16 protein-coding genes are annotated in these 19,311 nt (G+C 63.7%); 14 read left to right on the top strand and 2 right to left on the bottom strand.

Annotation, left to right across the window (positions count from 1 at the left end):
• Positions 1–227: 227 nt before the first annotated feature.
• The 8 genes from CWO89_RS12380 to CWO89_RS12420 all read left to right on the top strand — a co-directional run bounded on the left by CWO89_RS12380 (position 228) and on the right by CWO89_RS12420 (position 8,483).
• A complete protein-coding gene (locus CWO89_RS12380) occupies positions 228–935 on the top strand; it encodes a TetR/AcrR family transcriptional regulator (RefSeq protein ID WP_245476101.1) in 708 nt (235 codons plus the stop codon).
• Between the two features lie 208 nt (positions 936–1,143).
• A complete protein-coding gene (locus CWO89_RS12390) occupies positions 1,144–1,953 on the top strand; it encodes an ABC transporter permease (protein ID WP_130578885.1) in 810 nt (269 codons plus the stop codon).
• 52 nt (positions 1,954–2,005) lie between these two features.
• Complete coding sequence (locus tag CWO89_RS12395; RefSeq protein WP_130578886.1) at positions 2,006–3,001, top strand: ABC transporter substrate-binding protein; 996 nt, start codon at positions 2,006–2,008, stop codon at positions 2,999–3,001.
• Between the two features lie 11 nt (positions 3,002–3,012).
• Positions 3,013–3,858: an ABC transporter ATP-binding protein gene (locus tag CWO89_RS12400; protein WP_130578910.1), complete on the top strand. Its 846-nt coding sequence runs from the start codon at positions 3,013–3,015 to the stop codon at positions 3,856–3,858.
• A gap of 6 nt (positions 3,859–3,864) precedes the next feature.
• Positions 3,865–5,268 carry a hypothetical protein gene (locus CWO89_RS12405; protein ID WP_130578887.1) on the top strand — a complete coding sequence of 468 codons (1,404 nt, stop codon included), beginning with the start codon at positions 3,865–3,867 and terminating at the stop codon, positions 5,266–5,268.
• Complete coding sequence (locus CWO89_RS12410) at positions 5,265–6,416, top strand: Gfo/Idh/MocA family protein (RefSeq protein ID WP_130578888.1); 1,152 nt, start codon at positions 5,265–5,267, stop codon at positions 6,414–6,416. Before CWO89_RS12405 ends, CWO89_RS12410 begins: the two co-directional genes overlap by 4 nt.
• A gap of 10 nt (positions 6,417–6,426) precedes the next feature.
• Positions 6,427–7,620: a dihydrodipicolinate synthase family protein gene (locus tag CWO89_RS12415; RefSeq protein WP_130578889.1), complete on the top strand. Its 1,194-nt coding sequence runs from the start codon at positions 6,427–6,429 to the stop codon at positions 7,618–7,620.
• Complete coding sequence (locus CWO89_RS12420) at positions 7,620–8,483, top strand: sugar phosphate isomerase/epimerase family protein (protein WP_130578890.1); 864 nt, start codon at positions 7,620–7,622, stop codon at positions 8,481–8,483. The genes CWO89_RS12415 and CWO89_RS12420 overlap by 1 nt, the downstream gene beginning before the upstream one ends.
• 79 nt (positions 8,484–8,562) lie before the next feature.
• Here CWO89_RS12420 and CWO89_RS12425 read toward each other — a convergent pair whose 3' ends face one another.
• Positions 8,563–9,798, bottom strand: coding sequence for a cytochrome P450 (locus tag CWO89_RS12425; RefSeq protein WP_130578891.1), 1,236 nt, complete (start codon positions 9,796–9,798; stop codon positions 8,563–8,565).
• Between the two features lie 103 nt (positions 9,799–9,901).
• Between CWO89_RS12425 and CWO89_RS12430 the strand changes: the two genes are divergently transcribed.
• From CWO89_RS12430 to cnbZ, 6 genes are all read left to right on the top strand, one after another.
• Entirely contained in the window at positions 9,902–10,447 is a 546-nt protein-coding gene (locus CWO89_RS12430) for a thiamine pyrophosphate-binding protein (protein ID WP_130578892.1), read from the top strand.
• Complete coding sequence (locus tag CWO89_RS12435; RefSeq protein ID WP_130578893.1) at positions 10,444–11,034, top strand: thiamine pyrophosphate-dependent enzyme; 591 nt, start codon at positions 10,444–10,446, stop codon at positions 11,032–11,034. Before CWO89_RS12430 ends, CWO89_RS12435 begins: the two co-directional genes overlap by 4 nt.
• A gap of 322 nt (positions 11,035–11,356) precedes the next feature.
• Positions 11,357–12,058, top strand: a complete 702-nt coding sequence (locus tag CWO89_RS12440) for a TetR/AcrR family transcriptional regulator (RefSeq protein WP_130578894.1) — start codon at positions 11,357–11,359, stop codon at positions 12,056–12,058.
• 1 nt (position 12,059) lies between these two features.
• Positions 12,060–13,253, top strand: coding sequence for an efflux RND transporter periplasmic adaptor subunit (locus tag CWO89_RS12445; RefSeq protein WP_130578895.1), 1,194 nt, complete (start codon positions 12,060–12,062; stop codon positions 13,251–13,253).
• A 17-nt stretch (positions 13,254–13,270) separates the two neighbouring features.
• Positions 13,271–16,369, top strand: coding sequence for a MexW/MexI family multidrug efflux RND transporter permease subunit (locus CWO89_RS12450; protein ID WP_130578896.1), 3,099 nt, complete (start codon positions 13,271–13,273; stop codon positions 16,367–16,369).
• A gap of 212 nt (positions 16,370–16,581) precedes the next feature.
• Positions 16,582–17,325 carry a 2-amino-5-chloromuconate deaminase CnbZ gene (cnbZ, locus tag CWO89_RS12455; RefSeq protein ID WP_130578897.1) on the top strand — a complete coding sequence of 248 codons (744 nt, stop codon included), beginning with the start codon at positions 16,582–16,584 and terminating at the stop codon, positions 17,323–17,325.
• Between the two features lie 123 nt (positions 17,326–17,448).
• Here the strand turns inward: cnbZ and CWO89_RS12460 are convergent, their stop codons facing one another.
• A complete protein-coding gene (locus tag CWO89_RS12460) occupies positions 17,449–19,254 on the bottom strand; it encodes a gamma-glutamyltransferase family protein (RefSeq protein ID WP_130578898.1) in 1,806 nt (601 codons plus the stop codon).
• Positions 19,255–19,311: the final 57 nt, after the last annotated feature.

Raw genomic sequence — 19,311 nt, forward strand, 5'->3', positions numbered from 1 at the left:
TGAGGAGCGCGGAACGCGCGTCTCGAAGGATCAGGCCCCGCTGGTGGCCTCGCCCTTAGACGACCGCTGCGCGGTCTCCTCAGGGTGAGGGGACAGATTCGAGTTCGCGGCTCTCTCATCATTCTCGGTGTCTTCCCCGCGGAGGCGGGTATCCATAACGGAGATTCATTCTCAAACGCTCTCGGTCGTGCTACATCCAATCCTTCGACTGAAATTGAGCGATCCGATTGGCCAAGACAAAGCGAACTCTGAAGTGGCAGCGTGACCCCGAGGGGATGCGGCTGCGCATCCTCGAAGCGGCGAAGGCGGAGTTCGCCGCTCATGGGCTCGCCGGCGCGCGCGTCGACAGCATCGCCAAGAAGGCCGGCGCCAACAAGCGCATGCTCTATTACCACGTCGGCAACAAGGAGGACCTCTACCTCGAGGTGCTCGAAGGCGCCTATGAGAAGATCCGCGCCGAGGAACGCGGGCTCGATCTCGAGCATCTCGAGCCGCCCGAGGCGATCGCGCGGTTGATCGATTTCACCTGGAACTATTTCATCCGCAATCCGGAATTCCTGGCGCTGCTGAATACCGAGAACCTTGCGAAAGCGCGGCATTTGAAGCGTTCGACCAAGGTCAAATCGATGCATTCGCCGTTCGTCGAGATGATCCGCACCGTGCTGACACGCGGCGTGAAGAGCGGCGATTTCCGTGCCGCGGTCGATCCCGTGCAGCTCTACATCTCGATTGCCGCGCTCGCCTTCTTCTATCTCTCCAACAGCGCGACGCTGAGCGTGATCTTCGGCCGCGATCTCTTGTCGAAGGACGCCCGCGATGAACGGCTGGAGCACATGATTGCGCTGGTGCTGGCGGCGTTGACGGGGAAGTCGATCGCAGCGTTCGGGAAGAGCAAGGCGCCGAAGCTGCAGGTGACCGCGCAGCAGGCGGTTTAGCGAAGCGCGAAATTGTTGCATTGCGTCGTCATGGCCGGGCTTGACCCGGCCATCCACGTTTTTCCAAGTCCATAAGGCGTGGATGCCCGGGTCAAGCCCGGGCATGACGACCGAATGCGCTCAAAATGCCGCGCGAAATCGGGCTGGACAGTATTTATCCAACGGGTTAATTTCCAATCCGAGAAACGGTCAAGCAGGGAAGCGGAACGTGGCGGAGAGCAAGGAAGCGGGTGGCCTGTCGAGGCTGCTGAATGCGGCGTGGGTGCGCCCATTTCTGTTCCTGGTGTTCATCGTGGCGGCTTGGGACCTCGCCATCCGCCTGTTCCAAATTCCCGCCTATCAGATCCCGTCGCCGGGCGACGTCGTCGCCGTGCTGCGAACGGACTGGCCGGAACTATTGCGGCAGTCGTGGCCGACGACCTATGCGACGGTCTGCGGCTTCCTCTTGTCGGCGCTGTTCGGCATTCCCGTCGCGATGCTGATCGCGGGATCGAGGACGGTAGAGAGCTATGTCTATCCGCTGCTGGTGTTCTCGCAGTCCGTGCCGAAGATCGCGATCGCGCCGCTGTTCGTGGTCTGGTTCGGGTTCGGCATCATTCCGAAGGTAATTTCGGCGTTCCTGCTCGGCTTCTTTCCGGTGGTGGTCTCGGCCGTGCAGGGATTCAAGTCGGTCGATCCGGATATGGTCGATCTCGCGCGTGCGATGCAGGGCAGCCGTTTCCAGGTGTTCCGCGCCGTCAACCTGCCGCATGCGATGCCCGCGATCTTTTCGGGGTTGAAAGTGTCAGTGACGCTGGCGGTGGTCGGCGCCGTCGTCGGCGAGTTCGTCGGCTCCAATTCCGGCATCGGCTACGTGATGCAGCGCTCGATTGGAACCTTTGACTTGCCGACGATGTTCGCAGCGCTGGTGATCCTGGCGCTGCTCGGCGTCATCCTGTTCTGGATCGTCGACCGCATCGAACGCCTGGTTATTCCCTGGCATGTCAGCCAGCGCGAGGACATTATTTTCGCTTCGTGAGTTATTCAGAAGGACAACAACAAGAGGTTTTGGGGAGAGGGAGGAGAACAAGATGCGATTGATAGCTGTGGTCTTGGCGACGCTGACCTGGACGGCGATATCGGTGCTTCCGGCATCGGCCGCCGACAAGGTGGTGCTGATGCTCAATTGGTATGTCTATGGCGAGCACGCGCCGTTCTATTACGGCAAGGCCAAGGGCATCTATGCCGCCGAGGGCATCGACCTCGAAATCCAGGAAGGCCGCGGCTCGGCCGCGACCACGCAGGCGGTGGCCGCCAAGACCGCCAATTTCGGCTATGTCGATATTCCCACGATGATGCGCGCGGCGGTGAAGGGCGCGCCCGTCATCGCGACCGGCGTGCTCCTACAGACCAGCCCGATGTCGGCGATGGGATTCATCGACAAGAACATCAGGAAACCCGAGGACATCAAGGGCAAGACGGTTGCGATCACGCCGGCGGATTCCATGACGCAGATCTGGCCGCTGTTCCTGAAGAAGACCGGCCTGAAGGAGAGCGATTTCCAGACGGTTGCCGGCGACGGCCAGACCAAGCTGAACGCGGTCATCAACGGTCAGGCTGATATGTTGCTCGGCTACGTCATGGACCAGTCGATGAAGATCAAGGACGCCACCGGCAAGGACGTCTATCCGATCAAGTTCGCCGATTACGGTATCCATCTGGTCTCCTCGGGCATCATCGCCAACAGCGACTACGTCAAGGCGAACGCCGATCTCGTTCGCCGCTTCATGTCGGCGACGACCAAGGCGGTGGAAGCCGCCGAGAAGGAGCCGAAGGCGGCGGCGCAGTCGATCCTCGATGCCAACCCCAAGGGCGGCAAGATCGACACGCTGACGCAGGGCTTTGAGCTGACAATCCCGCTCTATCGCACCGAAGAGACCAAGACCAAGCGGCCGTTCCAGGTCACCGACCAGAACATGAAGGACTCCGTCGACCTCATGGTCGAATATGGCGGCCTCGATGCCAAGGCCAAGGCCAATCCGAAGGCCTTCTACACCAACGACTATCTGCCGAAAGGCGACTCGTGAAAGCACCTGCAATGAAGCCGGCGACACAGAGCCATATGGATCAACCGGCCGCGCATCTGCGCCTGGTTTCCGACCGTGCCGCCGGCGAGGCATCCGGCATCAAGCTGTCCGGAGTCTCCAAGACCTACCGCTCGCGCGACGGCGATGTGCCGTCGCTGCGGCCGCTCGACTTCCACATCAACCAAGGCGAGTTCTTCGTCGTGGTCGGCCCATCCGGCTGCGGCAAGTCGACCTTGCTGAAGATGATCTCCGGGCTGCTGCCGCCGACATCAGGCGAGATCCTGGTCGAGGGCGAGCCGGTGACGAAGCCGCACGGCAATGTCGGCATCGTCTTCCAGCACGCGCTGCTGCTCCCGTGGCGGAACATCCTTTCCAATGTGATGCTGCCGATCGACATGAAGAAGCTGCCGCGGGAAAAGTATCTGCCGCGGGCGAAAGAGCTTCTGAAGCTGGTCGGCCTCGAAGGCTTCGAGAAGAAGCTGCCGTGGCAGCTCTCCGGCGGCATGCAGCAGCGCGCTTCGATCTGCCGCGCTCTGGTGCATGACCCGAAGATCATGCTGATGGACGAGCCGTTCGGCGCGCTGGACGCGATGACGCGCGAGCGCATGAATGTCGAGCTGATGCGGATCCAGCGCGAGACCGGCAAGACGGTGCTCCTGATCACGCACTCGATTCCCGAGGCGGTGTTCCTGGCTGACCGCGTGCTCGTGATGACCGAGCGTCCCGGTGCGATCGCGGCGATCTACGATGTGCCGCTGCCGCGACCGCGCTTGCTGGATGCGATGTCGGATCCGGTCTTCATGGAGCTGGTGCAGCGCATCCGCAAGCATTTCTTCACCCAAGGCTCGCTGGACTGAGCTTCGATGCCGCCTCGTCTCGTTGTCCGAGATATAGCCCTGTTCGAACGTCCGGTGAGCTTTGCCCGGCCGTTCCGCTTTGGCTCAGTCGTGGTCAATGCGACTCCGCAGGCTTTCGTGCGGGTGGAGATCGACGTTGAGGGGAAGGGGCGGGCACCAGGTGCGAGTGCCGAATTCCTGGTGCCGAAATGGTTCGACAAGCGGCCGCAGCTTACGCCGGACGAGACGGTGCAGGAGCTCCGGCGTTCGCTCTTGATCGCGCGCGAGCTCTATCTCGCGCAATCCGGTTTTGACACCGCGTTCGGCCTGCATGCGGCCTGCATCGGCGCGCAAGTCGAGGCGTGCGCACGCGACGACATCCCGCCGCTCGCGGCAGCCTATGGACCGGCGGAAATCGACAAGGCGATCCTGGATGCGCTGCTCCGCGCCGTCGGCGTCAACTTCTTCGACGGCATGGCGCAGAACATTGCCGGCATCGATGCGCGGCTGTCGTCCGATCTCGCGGACGGTGAAATCGCGGCTTTCCTTGCCGGGCGCAAGCGGCTTCCGCGCGTCTCGATCCGGCACACCGTCGGCCTCGACGACAAGGTCGAAGGCGAGGGCGGCGTTGCCGACGCAAACGAAAATGCAGGCGCGCGCTACTTCAAGCTCAAGCTCAACGGCGATCCCGAACATGATGCGGCCAGGCTGATCCGGATCGGCAACGAGCTGGCGACGCTGCCGCATGACTACAAGGTCACGCTCGACGCCAACGAGCAATACGCCGACCTGGCGGCGCTCGCCACGCTGGTCGACCGCCTCGACCGCGATCACGCATTGCAGCCGATCGCCGCAAAACTGCTCTATATCGAGCAGCCGATGCCGCGCGACATCACGAAGGCCTCGGCGCTGGGCCCGCTGGCGGCGCGCGGCTTCATCATCGACGAGGCCGATGATTCCTATGACGCGTTCCCGGCGGCGCGGGCGCTGGGCTATCGCGGCATCTCCTCGAAATCCTGCAAGGGCCTCTACAAGTCGATCGTCAACGCGACGCGCGCGGCCAAATGGAGCGCGGACGGCGAAGCGTTCTTTGTCTCGGGCGAGGACCTGACCTGCCAGGCGGGGCTCGCGGTGCAGCAGGATCTCGCGCTCGGCGCATTGATCGGCGTTACCCATGCCGAGCGCAACGGGCATCACTACGTCGATGGCTTTGCCGAGACGCCCACTGCCGAGGCGGAGGCATTCCTCTCGGCGCATCCTGATCTCTATGTCCGCGACGGCGGAAAAGTCCGCCTCGCCATCCATGACGGCGATCTGTTGACGGGATCGCTGACGACGCCGGGCTTCGCCACATCAGTGCATCCGGACTGGTCCACCCTATCGCCGTTCGCGCCGCCAACAACAAGAATTCTGCAGGAGCAAGTACTATGACCACCAAACGTCTCGGCCTGATCATGAACGGCGTCACAGGCCGGATGGGGCTCAACCAGCATCTGATCCGCTCGATCGTCGCGATCCGCAATCAAGGCGGTGTGCTGCTCGCGAATGGCGACCGCATCATGCCGGATCCGATCCTGGTCGGCCGCGATGCCGAGAAAGTCGGCGCGCTGGCCAAGCGTTTCGAGATCGCGCGCGTCACCACCGACCTCGACAAGGCGCTGGCTGATCCCAATGACACCGTGTTCTTCGATGCCGCGACCACGCAGGCGCGGCCCTCGCTGCTGACCAAGGCGATCAACGCCGGCAAGCATGTCTATTGCGAGAAGCCGATCGCGACCAATCTGGAAGAGGCGGTCGCGGTGGTGAAGCTCGCCAACGCCAAGGGCCTCAAGCACGGCACGGTGCAGGACAAGCTGTTCCTTCCCGGCCTGAAGAAGCTCGCCTTCCTGCGCGACTCCGGCTTCTTCGGCCGCATGCTCTCGGTGCGTGGCGAGTTCGGCTACTGGGTGTTCGAGGGCGGCTGGCAGGAAGCGCAGCGGCCGTCCTGGAATTACCGCACTGAGGACGGCGGCGGCATCATCCTCGACATGGTCTGCCACTGGCGCTACGTGCTCGACAACCTCTTCGGCGAGGTGCAGAGCATCTCCTGCCTCGGCACGACCGATATCCCCGAGCGCTATGACGAGAAGGGCAAGGCCTACAAAGCCACGGCAGACGACTCCGCCTATGCGACCTTCCAGCTCAAGGGCGGCGCGATCGCGCATATCAACATGAGCTGGGTGACACGCGTCTATCGCGACGATCTCGTCACCTTCCAGGTCGACGGCACCCACGGCTCGGCGGTGGCGGGGCTCACCGACTGCGTGATCCAGGCGCGGCAGGCGACGCCGCGGCCGGTGTGGAATCCGGACGAGAAGCGGCTGCACGATTTCTATGCCGACTGGCAGAAGCTGCCTGAGAATGCCGTCTACGACAACGGCTTCAAGGAGCAGTGGGAGATGTTCATCCGCCACGTCTGCGAGGACGCTCCCTACAAATACACGCTGCTCGAAGGCGCCAAGGGCGTGCAGCTTGCCGAATGCGCGCTCAAGAGCTGGAAGGAGCGGCGCTGGATCGACGTCGAACGGATCAGGCTGTGAGGACAGGATCATGAACAAGCTCGTCCCGCCGATGTCTTCGCTCTCCCTGAAACTGCCGACCGCGGGCGGCGGCCTCGAGACCTATCGTCTCGCGGCCTCGCGGACGTTTCCCGCCAAGCTCCAGGGTACGCTGAATCGCGTCGCGTTCTCGGCGGCGCATGTCGTGGCCGACCCACGCGCCGATGTCGATCCGTGGCTGACTGCCGCGGTCGACTGGGACAGGACGATCGCGTTCCGCGAACATGTCTGGGATCTGGGACTGGGCGTCGCGGAGGCGATGGACACCGCGCAGCGCGGCATGGGGCTCGACTGGACTACCTCGCTCGAATTGATCCGGCGGTCGGTGAACGCGGCCAAGGCGAAGGGCAATGCGCTGGTGTTTTCCGGCGCCGGCACCGACCACCTCGCGGTGGAGCACGCCAAGACGCTGGACGACGTGATCCGCGCTTATGAGGAGCAGATCGCCGCGATCGAGAAGGTCGGCGGCCGCATCATCCTGATGTGCTCGCGGGCGTTGGCAAAGCTCGGGCGGAGCGCGGACGACTACGCCAAAGTCTATGACCGCGTGCTGTCGCAGGTCCGCGAGCCCGTGATCATCCACTGGCTCGGCGACATGTTCGATCCGGCGTTGGCGGGCTATTGGGGCACTGCTGACCTCGACAAGGCGATGGACACGGCGGTTGCCATCATCAACGGCCATGCGGCGAAGGTTGATGGCGTCAAGGTGTCGCTGCTCGACAAGCAGCGCGAGATCGACATGCGCCGGCGGCTCGATCCGCGCGTCAAGATGTATACCGGCGACGACTTCAACTATGCTGACCTGATCGCCGGCGACGAGCAGGGCTTCTCTCACGCGCTGCTCGGCATCTTCGATGCGATCGCGCCGGCGGCATCCTACGCGCTGTCGCGATTGGCCGCGGGCGACGAGGCAGGCTTCCACGACGTGCTGGGGCCGACGGTGCCGCTGTCGCGTCACATCTTCAAGGCGCCGACGCGCTTCTACAAGACCGGCATCGTGTTCATGGCCTATCTCAACGGGCACCAGGATCACTTCACCATGGTCGGCGGACAGGAGAGCGCGCGCTCGACGCTGCATCTCGCCGAACTGTTCCGCCTCGCCGACGCGGCCGGCCTGCTCGCCAATCCGGAATTGGCGACACGGCGGATGAAGACGGTGCTGGCAACGCGCGGTATCGAGTCCTGATGCGCGATTTTTCTTCCGATCACCGCTGGCTGTCGCTGAACACGGCGACGGTCCGCAAGCAGGGCAATCTGGTCGAGATCATCGAGGCCTGTGCGCGCCACGGCATCCGCGCCATCGATCCCTGGCGCGACCAGGTCGCAGGCGTTGGCCTCGAGCGTGCCGTGCGCGCGGTGCGCGACGCCGGGCTCGAATTGTCAGGCTATTGCCGCGGCGGCATGTTCGTCGCGGACGCTGCGCGTCAGGTTGAGGCGCGCGACGACAACCGCCGCGCGGTCGACGAGGCCGCCGCGCTCGGCGCCTCCTGCATCGTGCTTGTGGTCGGCGGCCTGCCGCAATATTCGCGGCCGGGTAGCGCGGCCTCAAAGGACATCGTGGCAGCGCGCACGCAGGTGCATGACGGCATCGCCGAGATGCTGGAATATGCAAGAGGGGCAAAGCTGCCGCTCGCGATCGAGCCATTGCATCCGGCCTATGCCGGCGACCGCGCCTGTGTGAACACGACCAAGCAGGCGCTCGACATCTGCGATGCGCTGGACCCGCAGCGCAGCGGCATGCTGGGCGTCGCGCTCGATGTCTATCACATCTGGTGGGACCCGGAGTTGATGGGCCAGATCGCACGCGCGGGCAAGGAGCGGTTGCTGGCGTTTCACGTCTGCGACTGGCTGGTGCCGACCAAGGACATCCTCAACGACCGCGGCATGATGGGCGACGGCGTGATCGATATCAAATCGGTTCGCGCGGCGGTGGAAGCGCAAGGGTATGCGGGCTATTCGGAGATCGAGATCTTTTCCAACGATTGGTGGAGCCGGCCGATGGATGAGGTGTTGCGGACCTGCATCGAAAGGCACCGATCGGTGGTCTGATTGGTAGGGTGGGCAAAGCGAAGCGTGCCCACCATCAACATTCCGCTCGTCATGGTGGGCACGCTTCGCTTTGCCCACCCTACAAATTCACCTCGCACGGCACGGTCAAAAATCCGCGGAATCTCACGCGGCCACCGCGTGTTGGCTCGCCGGCAAGCGTGTAATTCGGGAAGCGGGCGAGGAAACGCGAGATCGCGGTGGCGCCTTCGAGTCGCGCTAGCGCCATCCCTGCGCATTGATGGGCGCCGGTGCCGAAGGCGAGGTGGCGGTTCGGGGTACGCGCGATGTCAAAGCGCTCGGGGTCCGGAAATTGCGCGGGATCGCGGTTGGCGGCGCCGATGCAGAGCGTCACCGGCGTGCCCGCGGGCATCTTGATGCCGCTGAGCTCGACTTCTTCCACGATCATGCGGTTGCCGAGCTGGTTCGAGCTCTCATAGCGCAGCATCTCCTCGACCGCGGTCTTGATCAGCTCGGGCTGCGAGATCAGCCGCTGCTTTTCCGCAGGGTAATGCAGCAGCGTCACCAGGCCGTTGCCGATCAGATTGGTCGTGGTCTCGTGGCCAGCGTTGAGCAGGAAGATGCAATTGTGCAGCAGTTCCTTTTCGGTCAGCCGCTCGCCATTATCTTCGCCATTATTTTCGCCTTGGATCAGCCGCGTCAGCACGTCGCGTTCGGGATTGCCCGGCTTGGCGCGGCGCCGCTCGACCAGCGTCTCCAGATAGGCGAGGAAATCCTTCACCGCCTTGTTGCCGCGCGCAAATTGCTCTGATGAGATCACCGGCTCGAGCGCGCCCAGGATTGCGAGCGACCAGTCGCGCAAGGGACCGCGCTCGTCGTGGGGCACGTCGAGCAGATTGCCGATCACCTCAACCGGGATCGCGGAAGCGAAATCCTCGATCAGCTCGACCTTGTCTTTGGTGGCGATCGCATCGAGCAGCCCGTCGACCAGGCGGATCAGATCGGGCTCCATCGCGGCGATCGCGCGCGGCGAGAGCGCGCCCATGATCAGCCGCCGCACGCGGGTGTGCGCCGGCGGGTCGTTGAAGACGAGGCTCGTGGTGTGATGCTCGTAGAGGAAGGAGTTGCCGTATTTCGGCGAAAACTCCTTCTTCTTGTCGGAGGAGAACGCTTTCGTGCTCTTGTAGGCGGTGACGAGGTCGTCGTAGCGGGTCAGGAAATAGGAGCCGTTCGGCAGGCGCTTGACCGGCGCGTTATCCCGCAGTGCACGATAGGTCGGATAGGGGTTGGCATAGAATTCCGGCGTCAACCGTTCGAGGTCGAAACTCTCAGCCAGCTCTCGTGCGTTTCCGGTCATGGTGCCATACTCTTTTTGAGAACTGATATGCCGTTTTTGTTCTTCCGGAAAGTGCCGCCCGCTTTACAGTTGGCCTGTCTCGCTTATCCCTTCGGAAACGCCCATGCACGCCCGCACTGAAACTGCCTCCGACAGCCAGCCCGCCTGGCCGGAAGAGATTTTCTCGACATTGCAGCGCTTCGATGTCCGCCAGGTGCCTTACGTGCCTGACGCCGGGCATTCGCAACTGATCGACCGCGTGCTCGGCTCCTCCACGATGCGCGGCATTCCGCTGACGACGGAGGAGGAGGGCATAGCACTGCTGCTCGGCGCCTGGGCCGGCGGCCAGCGCGGCGTGCTGCTGATGCAGTCGAGCGGCGTCGGCAATTGCATCAACATGCTGTCGCTGACGCAGATCTTCCGCTTTCCGTTCCTGACGCTGGTGACGATGCGCGGGGAATGGGGCGAGTTCAATCCGTGGCAGGTGCCGATGGGGTCGAACACGCAAGCCGCATTCGAGCTCTGCGGCGTCAAGGTATTGCGGGCGACGCATCCTGAGGAAGTGCGCGAGGTCGTCGAGGCCGGCGCAGCGCAGGCCTATAACGCGTCGACGCCGACCGCCGTGCTGCTGTCGCAGCGGCTGATCGGGGCAAAGGTGTTCGTGAAATGAGCAAGGCCAATCTCCTGGACCGCCGCGCGGTCGTCTCTCACCTGCTGAAGGACCGTAACGGCGCGATCGCGGTCGGCGGCCTCGGTGCCTCGACCTATGACATCGCCGCCGCCGGCGATGATGACCGCAATTTCTATCTCTGGGGCGCCATGGGCGGTGCGGTCATGATCGGGCTCGGGCTCGCGCTGGCGCAACCCGAGCTGCCGGTGATCGTCATCACCGGCGACGGCGAGATGCTGATGGGGCTCGGGAGCATCGCCACCGTCGGCGCGCAGAAGCCCGCCAACCTCTCCATCGTCGTGCTCGACAACGAGGCCTATGGCGAGACCGGCGGACAGGTCAGCCATACTGCCGCTTCGGTCGACCTGGTCGGTGTCGCCAAGGCCTGCGGCATCGCCGACAGCCGTGCGATCACCACCATGGCCGAGGTCGAAGCGTTCGCACTGTCGCTCAAGGAAGCGAGCCGCGGTCCGCGCTTCGCCAATGTGAAGATCGACGGCGCCAATCTGGAGCGGGTGCTGTCGAACCGCGACGGCACCTCCATCGTCAACCGCCTGCGCGGCTCGCTGGGCTACCAGCCGATCTAGGGAGTTTTGTAGCCCGGGTGGAGCGCAGCGCAACCCGGGATCCCTGAGTCAACGTTGAGAGCGGCCCCGGGTTACGCTGGCGCTCCACCCGGGCTACGGCACTCATCCAAATTGCTTGCGACTCGCCCCTCTCCGTGGGAGGTGTAGAGTTCCCGCGTCCGTCGGCCGCGTGCTTGCCGATTTTTGTCAAGTGTGACATCACGTTATCCTCCTGACGGTACAAGACCTTATCGGGAGGTTGGGGCATGGCCCAACCTTAAGTTCTGTTTTTGCACTGCCGTAAATTCTTGACATTCTTTAAGGTGAGTGATTACTCACGCGCATGTCTACCCTGCGCATGACAAGTGACTTGCGGCGGCAGTTGATTCTGAGCGCCGCCAAGCGATGCTTTGCCCGCCATGGCTTTGCCGGCACCACGACCAAGAGCGTGGCGGCCGCCGCTTCCATTTCGGAAGGGCTGTTGTTCAAGCACTTCCCCTCCAAGGCGGCGCTTTACGCCGAAATCCTCGCAGAAGAGTGCGAGGCCGACCCCGATCTTGCGCATCTGCTCGGGCTGGAGCCGTCGACCGCAACCCTGATCGAACTCGTGAAGGGCATGGTCGGGCATTTCCTGGAGGTATCACAGGGGCCGGACGAGGAGGACGCGCAGCGGATGCGCCTGATGACGTCCAGTCATCTCGACGACGGCGAATTCGCGCGGCTTCTTTACGACAAGATCGGCAGCCTGATCGAGCCGACCTTCACCGCGTCGATGGAACGCGCCGTTGCCGCCGGCGACGCCACCCGCATCGGCAGCGTGCCGCTCAATCTGTTCTGGTTCGCGCACCATGTCGTGCTGATGTCGGCGCTGACGCGGCTGCCGACGACGCCGTGCCTCACCTACGGCGACGCTCCCGACCTCGAGCGCCAGATTTGCGAATTCATCCTGCGCGGCATCGGGCTCACCGAAGCCGCGATTTCCTTTTATTTGAACCGTCAGCCGTCACCGAGCCGGGGACAATCGGTAACAGCAGAAAGTGCATGACATGAACATCGTGACCGAAACCAATATCAAGGGCGAACCGATCGATAAAAAGCCGCACAAGCGGCCGGTCAGGATGGGGCACTGGTTCATCATCGTCGGATTGGCGTTGACGCTCGTCGTCGGCGGCCTGGTCTGGTTCAACTATTTCCGCGCCAAGATGATCGGCGAGTTCTTCGCCAACATGAAGCCGCCGCCGGTGACGGTGAATGCGGCCGAGGCGAAATCGGAAGTCGTGCCGAACCTTTTGACCGCGGTCGGCGAACTCGCCGCCGTGCACCAGGTCAACGTCACCTCCGACGTCTCGGGACGCATCACGGATATCCTGTTCACCGCGGGCGCCGAGGTAAAGGCGGGTGCGCCGCTGGTTCAACTGTTCGACGGGCCGGAGCAGGGCGACCTCGCCAGCTTCAAGGCGCAGGCGACGGTGGCGCAGCTCTCGCTCGACCGCGCCAAGCAGCTTGCGGCGCGCAATTTCGGGCCGCAGGCCACGGTCGACCAGACCCAGGCCGCGTATGACCAGGCTCTGGCCGGCATTGCCAAGACCGAGGCACTGATCTCGCAGAAGCTGGTCCGCGCCCCCTTCAATGGCGAGCTTGGCGTGCGCAGGGTCGAGGTCGGTCAATATCTGACCGCGGGCAATCAGGTCGTGTCGCTGACCGATCTGTCGATGCTCTACGACAACTTCACGGTGACGGAAAAGGACAGCGGCCAGCTCAAGGTCGGCCAGACTGTTCGCATCAAGGTCGACGCCTATCCGGATCGCGTCTTCGAAGGCAAGCTGACCACGATCGAGCCGCAGGTCGCGACCGACACCCGCAACATCCGCGTGCAGGCCACCGTCGCCAATCCGGAAAAGATCCTCAAGCCCGGCATGTTCGCGACCACCACGGTGGTGCTGCCTGACAAGCCGGCGGTGATCACGGTTCCGGAAACCGCGGTCGACTACTCGCTCTATGGTGACTCGGTCTACCTGATCACCGAGAAAAAGGAGAACGACGGCAAGACCAGCCTGACGGCGGTGCGTACCTTCGTGCAGACCGGCAAGCGATTTGGCGGCCGCACCGAAATCGTCCGCGGCCTGAAGGCGGGCGACCGTATCGTAGCGCTCGGTCAGATCAAGCTGCAGTCAGGCGCTGCGGTTGCGATCTCCACCGAGCCGACGCCGCCGATCCCGGCCGAACCGCCGCGCTACTGAGAAGCAGGACCCCGTAAATGTCCTTCACCGACATCTTCATCAAGCGGCCGGTCCTGTCGGTCGTCGTCAGCCTGCTGATCCTCCTGATCGGCTTGCGGGCTGCGACCGTGCTCCCGATCCGGCAATATCCGAAACTGTCGAACACCGTGGTCAACGTCACCACCAGCTATCCCGGTGCGTCGGCCGACCTGATCCAGGGCTTCATCACGACGCCGATCGAGCAGGCGGTCGCCTCGGCCGAAGGCGTCGACTACATCACCTCGTCCTCGGTGCTCGGCACCTCCACGATCCAGGTTTACATCAAGCTGAACTTCGACCCGAACCAGGCGCTCACCGAGGTGCTCGCCAAGGTCAACTCGGTCAAATACCTGATCCCGAGGGAATCAAACGATCCGGTCGTCACCAAGACCACCGGCCAGACCACGGCCGTGATGTATCTCGGCTTCTCCAGCGAGGAGCTGTCAGGATCGGCGATCTCCGATTACCTCACGCGCGTGGTCCAGCCGTTGCTGTCGACGGTTGACGGCGTGGCTTCCGCCGACATCCTCGGTGGCCAGACTTTTGCGATGCGATTGTGGCTCGACCCGATCAAGATGGCGGGGCGCGGCGTGTCGCCCACGGATGTTGCGCAGGCGATTGCATCCAACAACTTCCAGGCTGCCGCCGGCCAGTCCAAGGGCTACTACATCGTCTCCAACGTCTCGACCAACACCGACCTGCGCAACATCGATGAGTTCAAGCGCATGATCGTGAAGTCGAGGGAGGGCGGTTTCGTCCGGATGGAGGATATCGCGCAAGTCGAGCTTGCCGCGCAAAGCACGGACGCGAGCGTCGCGTTCAATAGCGAGCATGCGATCTTCATCGGCATCAACGCGACCCCGCAAGGTAACCCGCTGACCCTTGTGAAGGGCGTCCGCGCCCTGTTCCCGGAACTCGAGCGCAACCTGCCGCCGTCGTTGAAGATGAAGGTGGCCTACGATTCCACCAAGTTCATTCAATCGTCGATCGACGAGGTGGAGAAGACGCTCGGCGAAGCCGTCGTGATCGTTATCGTGGTGATCTTCCTATTCCTGGCCTCGATCCGGTCGGTCATCATCCCCGTGGTCACGATCCCGTTGTCGCTGATCGGTGTCTGCAGCCTGATGCTGGTCATGGGCTTCAGCATCAACCTCCTGACCCTGCTTGCGATGGTGCTCGCGATCGGTCTCGTGGTCGACGATGCCATCGTGGTGGTGGAGAACATCCACCGCCATCTTGAGGAGGGCAAGACGCCGGTACAAGCCTCATTGATCGGCGCGCGCGAGATCGTGGGTCCGGTCATCTCCATGACCATCACGCTCGCCGCGGTGTACGCGCCGATCGGCTTCCTTGGCGGTCTCACCGGTGCGCTGTTCCGCGAATTCGCCTTCACGCTGGCGGGCTCGGTGATCGTGTCGGGCGTGATCGCGCTGACGCTGTCGCCGATGATGTGCTCGGTGCTCCTGAAGAACACCGAGGAAGGACGTTTCGCGCGGGCGGTCAACCGCGTGTTCGGTTCATTGACGCGCTGGTACGGCCGCAAGCTCGACCGCTCGCTCGACTACCGGCCGATCACCGGCTTGTTCGCGCTGACCATGCTCGGCCTCGTCGGCTTCCTCTACATGCACACGATGAAGGAGCTGGCGCCCGAAGAGGACCAGGGCATCGTGTTCGCGCTGACCAAGGCGCCGAAATACGCCAACATCGACTACGTCGACTTCTACGGCGAGAAGATGGACAAGGTGTTCCAGAAGTTTCCGGAGACGGATCTGCGCTTTATTCTGAACGGCACGCCGAGTGCGCAAAGCGGCATCGCCGGCATGCTGCTCACCCCGTGGGATGAGCGCAAGCGTTCGGCCATTGCGTTGAAGCCGCTGGTGCAGGCGGAACTGTCAAAGATCGAAGGCGTCAACGCCTTCGCCTTCAACCTGCCGCCGTTGCCAGGTGGTCCGGGCGGCCTGCCGGTGCAGATGGTGATCAATTCGACCGTCAGCTTCCAGGCCATCTATGAGCAGATGGAGAAATTGAAGGCCGCCGCGCGCAAGAGCGGCATGTTCATCGTCAGCGACAGCGATCTCGATTTCAACCAGCCGGTGGTGCGCGTCCGCGTCGACCGCTCCAAGGCAAGCGACCTCGGCATCAACATGCAGCAGGTTGGCGCCACGCTGGCCACGCTGCTCGGCGGCAACTATGTCAACCGCTTCAACCTGGAGGGACGTTCCTACCAGGTGATCCCGCAGGTGCCGCGTGCCGTCCGCCTGTCGCCGGAGGCGCTCGGTGGTTACTACGTGCCGACCAACACCGGGCAGTTGGTGCCGATCTCGACCGTCGTCTCGATCGAGACGGGCACCGATCCGAACGCGCTGACGCACTACAACCAGCTCAACTCGGCGACGTTCTCAGCGGTGCCGATGCCGGGCGTGACGGTTGGCCAGGCGGTCGAGTTCCTCGAAGGCGAGGCGAAGAAGCTGCCGGCCGGCTTCGGCCATGACTATCTGGCGGACTCGCGGCAATATGTGCAGGAGGGCAACCAGCTCGTCATCACCTTCGCGTTCGCCGTGATCATCATCTTCCTGGTGCTGGCGGCGCAGTTCGAGAGCTTGCGCGACCCGCTGGTCATCATGGTCTCGGTGCCCATGGCGATCGTCGGCGCCCTGATCCCGCTGTTCTTCGGCGTGGCGACCATGAACATCTACACCCAGGTTGGGTTGCTGACGCTGGTCGGCCTCATCACCAAGCACGGGATCCTGATGGTGGAGTTCGCCAACGAGCTGCAGCTCAACGAGGGGCTTGACCGCCGCTCGGCCATCGAGATGTCAGCCCGCATCCGCTTGCGTCCGATCCTGATGACGACGGCGGCGATGGTCACCGGCCTGATCCCGCTCTTGACCGCATCGGGCGCTGGCGCTGCCAGCCGGTTCTCGATCGGCCTGGTCGTGGTTGCGGGCATGCTGATCGGCACGCTGTTCACGCTGTTCGTGCTGCCCGCGGTCTACGTGACGATCGCCACCGATCACCGGGCGAAAGCGACTTCGGAGCGCAACAAGCAGATCGCCGACTACGAGCTCGGCGATGGCGGAGCGCTCAAGCCTACCTGAGACTTCTTGGCCCCAAAGTCTCAGCGAAAGGGCGGCGACGGTCCTACCGTTGTCGCCCTTTTGGTTTTCCGGAAAGCATGATGAGGTAGCCCGGATGGAGCGAAGCGCAATCCGGGACTCGATCGGATGCATCGCGTGATCCCCGGATTTCGCTTCGCTCCATCCGGGCTACAGTCAATGCAACTAGAACGACAAGATTCGGGGAAACAGACATGGTGAGCGATTTCGCGCCCGGCAATTATCGTTTCATTCCAGCCGTGTTCCAGTATTCGAGCGGCGCGGCCGCCAATCCGGGCTTTGAAGTCGAGCGCGTGCGCTTTGACAGGCTGGTGCCGCTTGCCGAAGGCTTTGCGCGGATCGCAAGCCATATCCAGGCGGCGGAACGGCCGTTGACCTCGTTCTGCGCCTGCGAGTTACGTTCGCCGGCGGCGGTCTCAGAGCAGGGCTTTCGCGCCTTCAACGAGCATTATGTGAAGACGCTCGCGGAGTGGGGGCTGTTCGATGGCACCACCAATCCGGTGGCGCGCAGCAATGTCTGTCCCGAAATCGATCCGCCCGCCGAGCCCTCATTCTATGCATTCTCCTTCACGCGCCCGAGCACGGGGAGCTCACCGTCCTTCGTGATCGCCGGTGGCGCCGAGGCGCGCGGCGGTGCCGGCAGCTATCCCGAGCGCATCGTCCGCTATCGCGACATGAGCCCGGAAGCCTGGCAGGAGAAGGTGCGCTTCACCGTGGGCGAGATGGAGCGGCGGCTCGCCGAATTCGGCTTCACCTGGCGGGACACCACCGGCGCGCAGGTCTACACCGTGCACGATTTCCATCCGCATCTCGCCGACGAGCTGGTGCGCCGCGGCGCCACCCGCTCCGGCCTGACCTGGCATTTTGCCCGGCCGCCGGTGGTCGATCTCGAATACGAGATGGATTGCCGCCGCGTGCTGCGGGAGCTGGTAATCTAAAAGCGCGTCTCTCTCCCCGTCATTGCGAGCGGAGCGAAGCAATCTATCTCGCCGCTCGTGGAGGCATGGATTGCTTCGTCGCTTTGCTCCTCGCAATGACGCGCAGTGAGGCGTGAGCGCCCCTTACCTTCCAGCGGCGTAGCCCTGCATGCCGCGCGGGTTGGCGGCGGCGCGGCGCTTGCGCCCCACGCGCGAAGCCGCCGTCAGCCGTCCCTCCGACCAGTCAGGCCCGACCTCGACGATGTGGCCGCGACGCTGCAACTCGTCGATGCTCGCCTTGGGCACGCGACCTTCGACGACGAGCACGCCCGGGCGCGCGGTGCGTGGCCAGAACGAGATCGGGAAATGCTCGGAATGCCAGGCCGGCGCGTCGATCGCCTCCTGCAGGTTCAGCTTGGCATGGACGTGGCGGAGGAAGAACTGCGTGATCCATTGGTCCTGCTGGTCGCCGCCCGGCGAGCCCCAGGCCAGATAGGGCTCGCCGTCGCGCAGCGCCATGGTGGGCGAGAGCGTGGTGCGTGGGCGCTTGCCCGGCGCAAGCGCGGCGGGGTGATTCTCCTCGAGCCAGAACATCTGCGCGCGGCTGCCGAGGCAGAAGCCGAGCTCGGGGATAACAGGCGAGGACTGCAGCCAGCCGCCGGAGGGCGTCGCCGAGATCATGTTGCCGGCCTTGTCGATGATGTCGAAATGCACGGTGTCGCCGCGCACCTCGCCAAAACGGCCGACGGTGGGCTCGCCCGCGCCCATCGCACCGACCGCCTCGCGATGGCCCTCGGCGCGGCGCAGCTTCACCACCGCGCCAAAGCCTTCGACCGAGCCGGGGATGAAGTCGAGCGAAGCCTTGTCCTTCGAGATCAGCTTGCGGCGCTCGTCGTTATAGGCATCCGAGAGCAGCGTTTCGATCGGGATATCCGTGAAGTTCGGATCGCCGTAGAATGTCTCGCGGTCGGCGTAAGCGAGCTTGGCGCATTCGATCTGCAGATGGATGAAATCGGCGCTGGTGGGATCGAGGCCGTCGAGGTCAAAACCCTTCAGCAAAGCGAGTTGCTGCAGCATCACCGGGCCCTGGCTCCAGACGCCGGCCTTGCACACGGTGTAGCGGGCGTAATCGTAGGTCAGGGGCGCTTCGATCGTGGGCTGCCAGCGTGCCATGTCGTCGGCCGAGAGCACGCCGCGATGCGGCGAGCCGGAGACGTCCATCACTTCCTGGGTGCGGCAGAATTTGTCGATCGCCTCGGCGACAAAGCCCTTCGACCACGCCTGGCGCGCGCGCTCGATCTGTGCGACGCGGTCGCTGCCGGCGCTTTCCGCTTCTTTCAGGATGCGGGCGTAAGTTTCCGAAAGGCGCTTGTTAGTGAAGATCGTGCCGGGCTTGGGCACCTCGTTGTTGGGCAGATAGACCTCGGCCGAGGTCGTCCAGTATTTCCGGAACAATTGCTCCACGATCTTGATGGTGGCGGAGGCGCGTTCGACCAGCGGAAAGCCTTCGCCGGCATAGGCGATCGCGGGCTCGAGCACGTCGCGTAGCTTGAGCGTGCCGTAATCGCGCAGCAGCAGCATCCAGGACTCGAACGTGCCGGGCACACAGGCGGCGAGCAGGCCGGTGCCGGGCACCATCTCCAGCCCTTCGCTGCGATAATGCGCGATCGTCGCCTTCGCCGGCGCGGGACCCTGGCCGCAAATCACCTCGGTCTTGCCGCGCTTCACGTCATGGACGATGACCGGTACGTCGCCGCCTGGACCGTTCAGGTGCGGCTCGACCACCTGCAGCGTGAAGGCGGTGGCGACGCCGGCGTCGAAGGCGTTGCCGCCTTTTTCCAGCGTGGCCATACCGACCGCGGTCGCGATCCAATGCGTCGAGGTGACGACGCCGAACGTGCCTTCGATCTCGGGACGGGTCGTGAACGGATCAGGATTGATGTTGCCCATGGCTCGCCACCAGTTGTTTTTTGTGCGGGCGCACTTGATCACAGGCGGACGCTGCTG

Source organism: Bradyrhizobium sp. Leo170 (genome assembly GCF_004296405.1).
Lineage (GTDB): Bacteria > Pseudomonadota > Alphaproteobacteria > Rhizobiales > Xanthobacteraceae > Bradyrhizobium.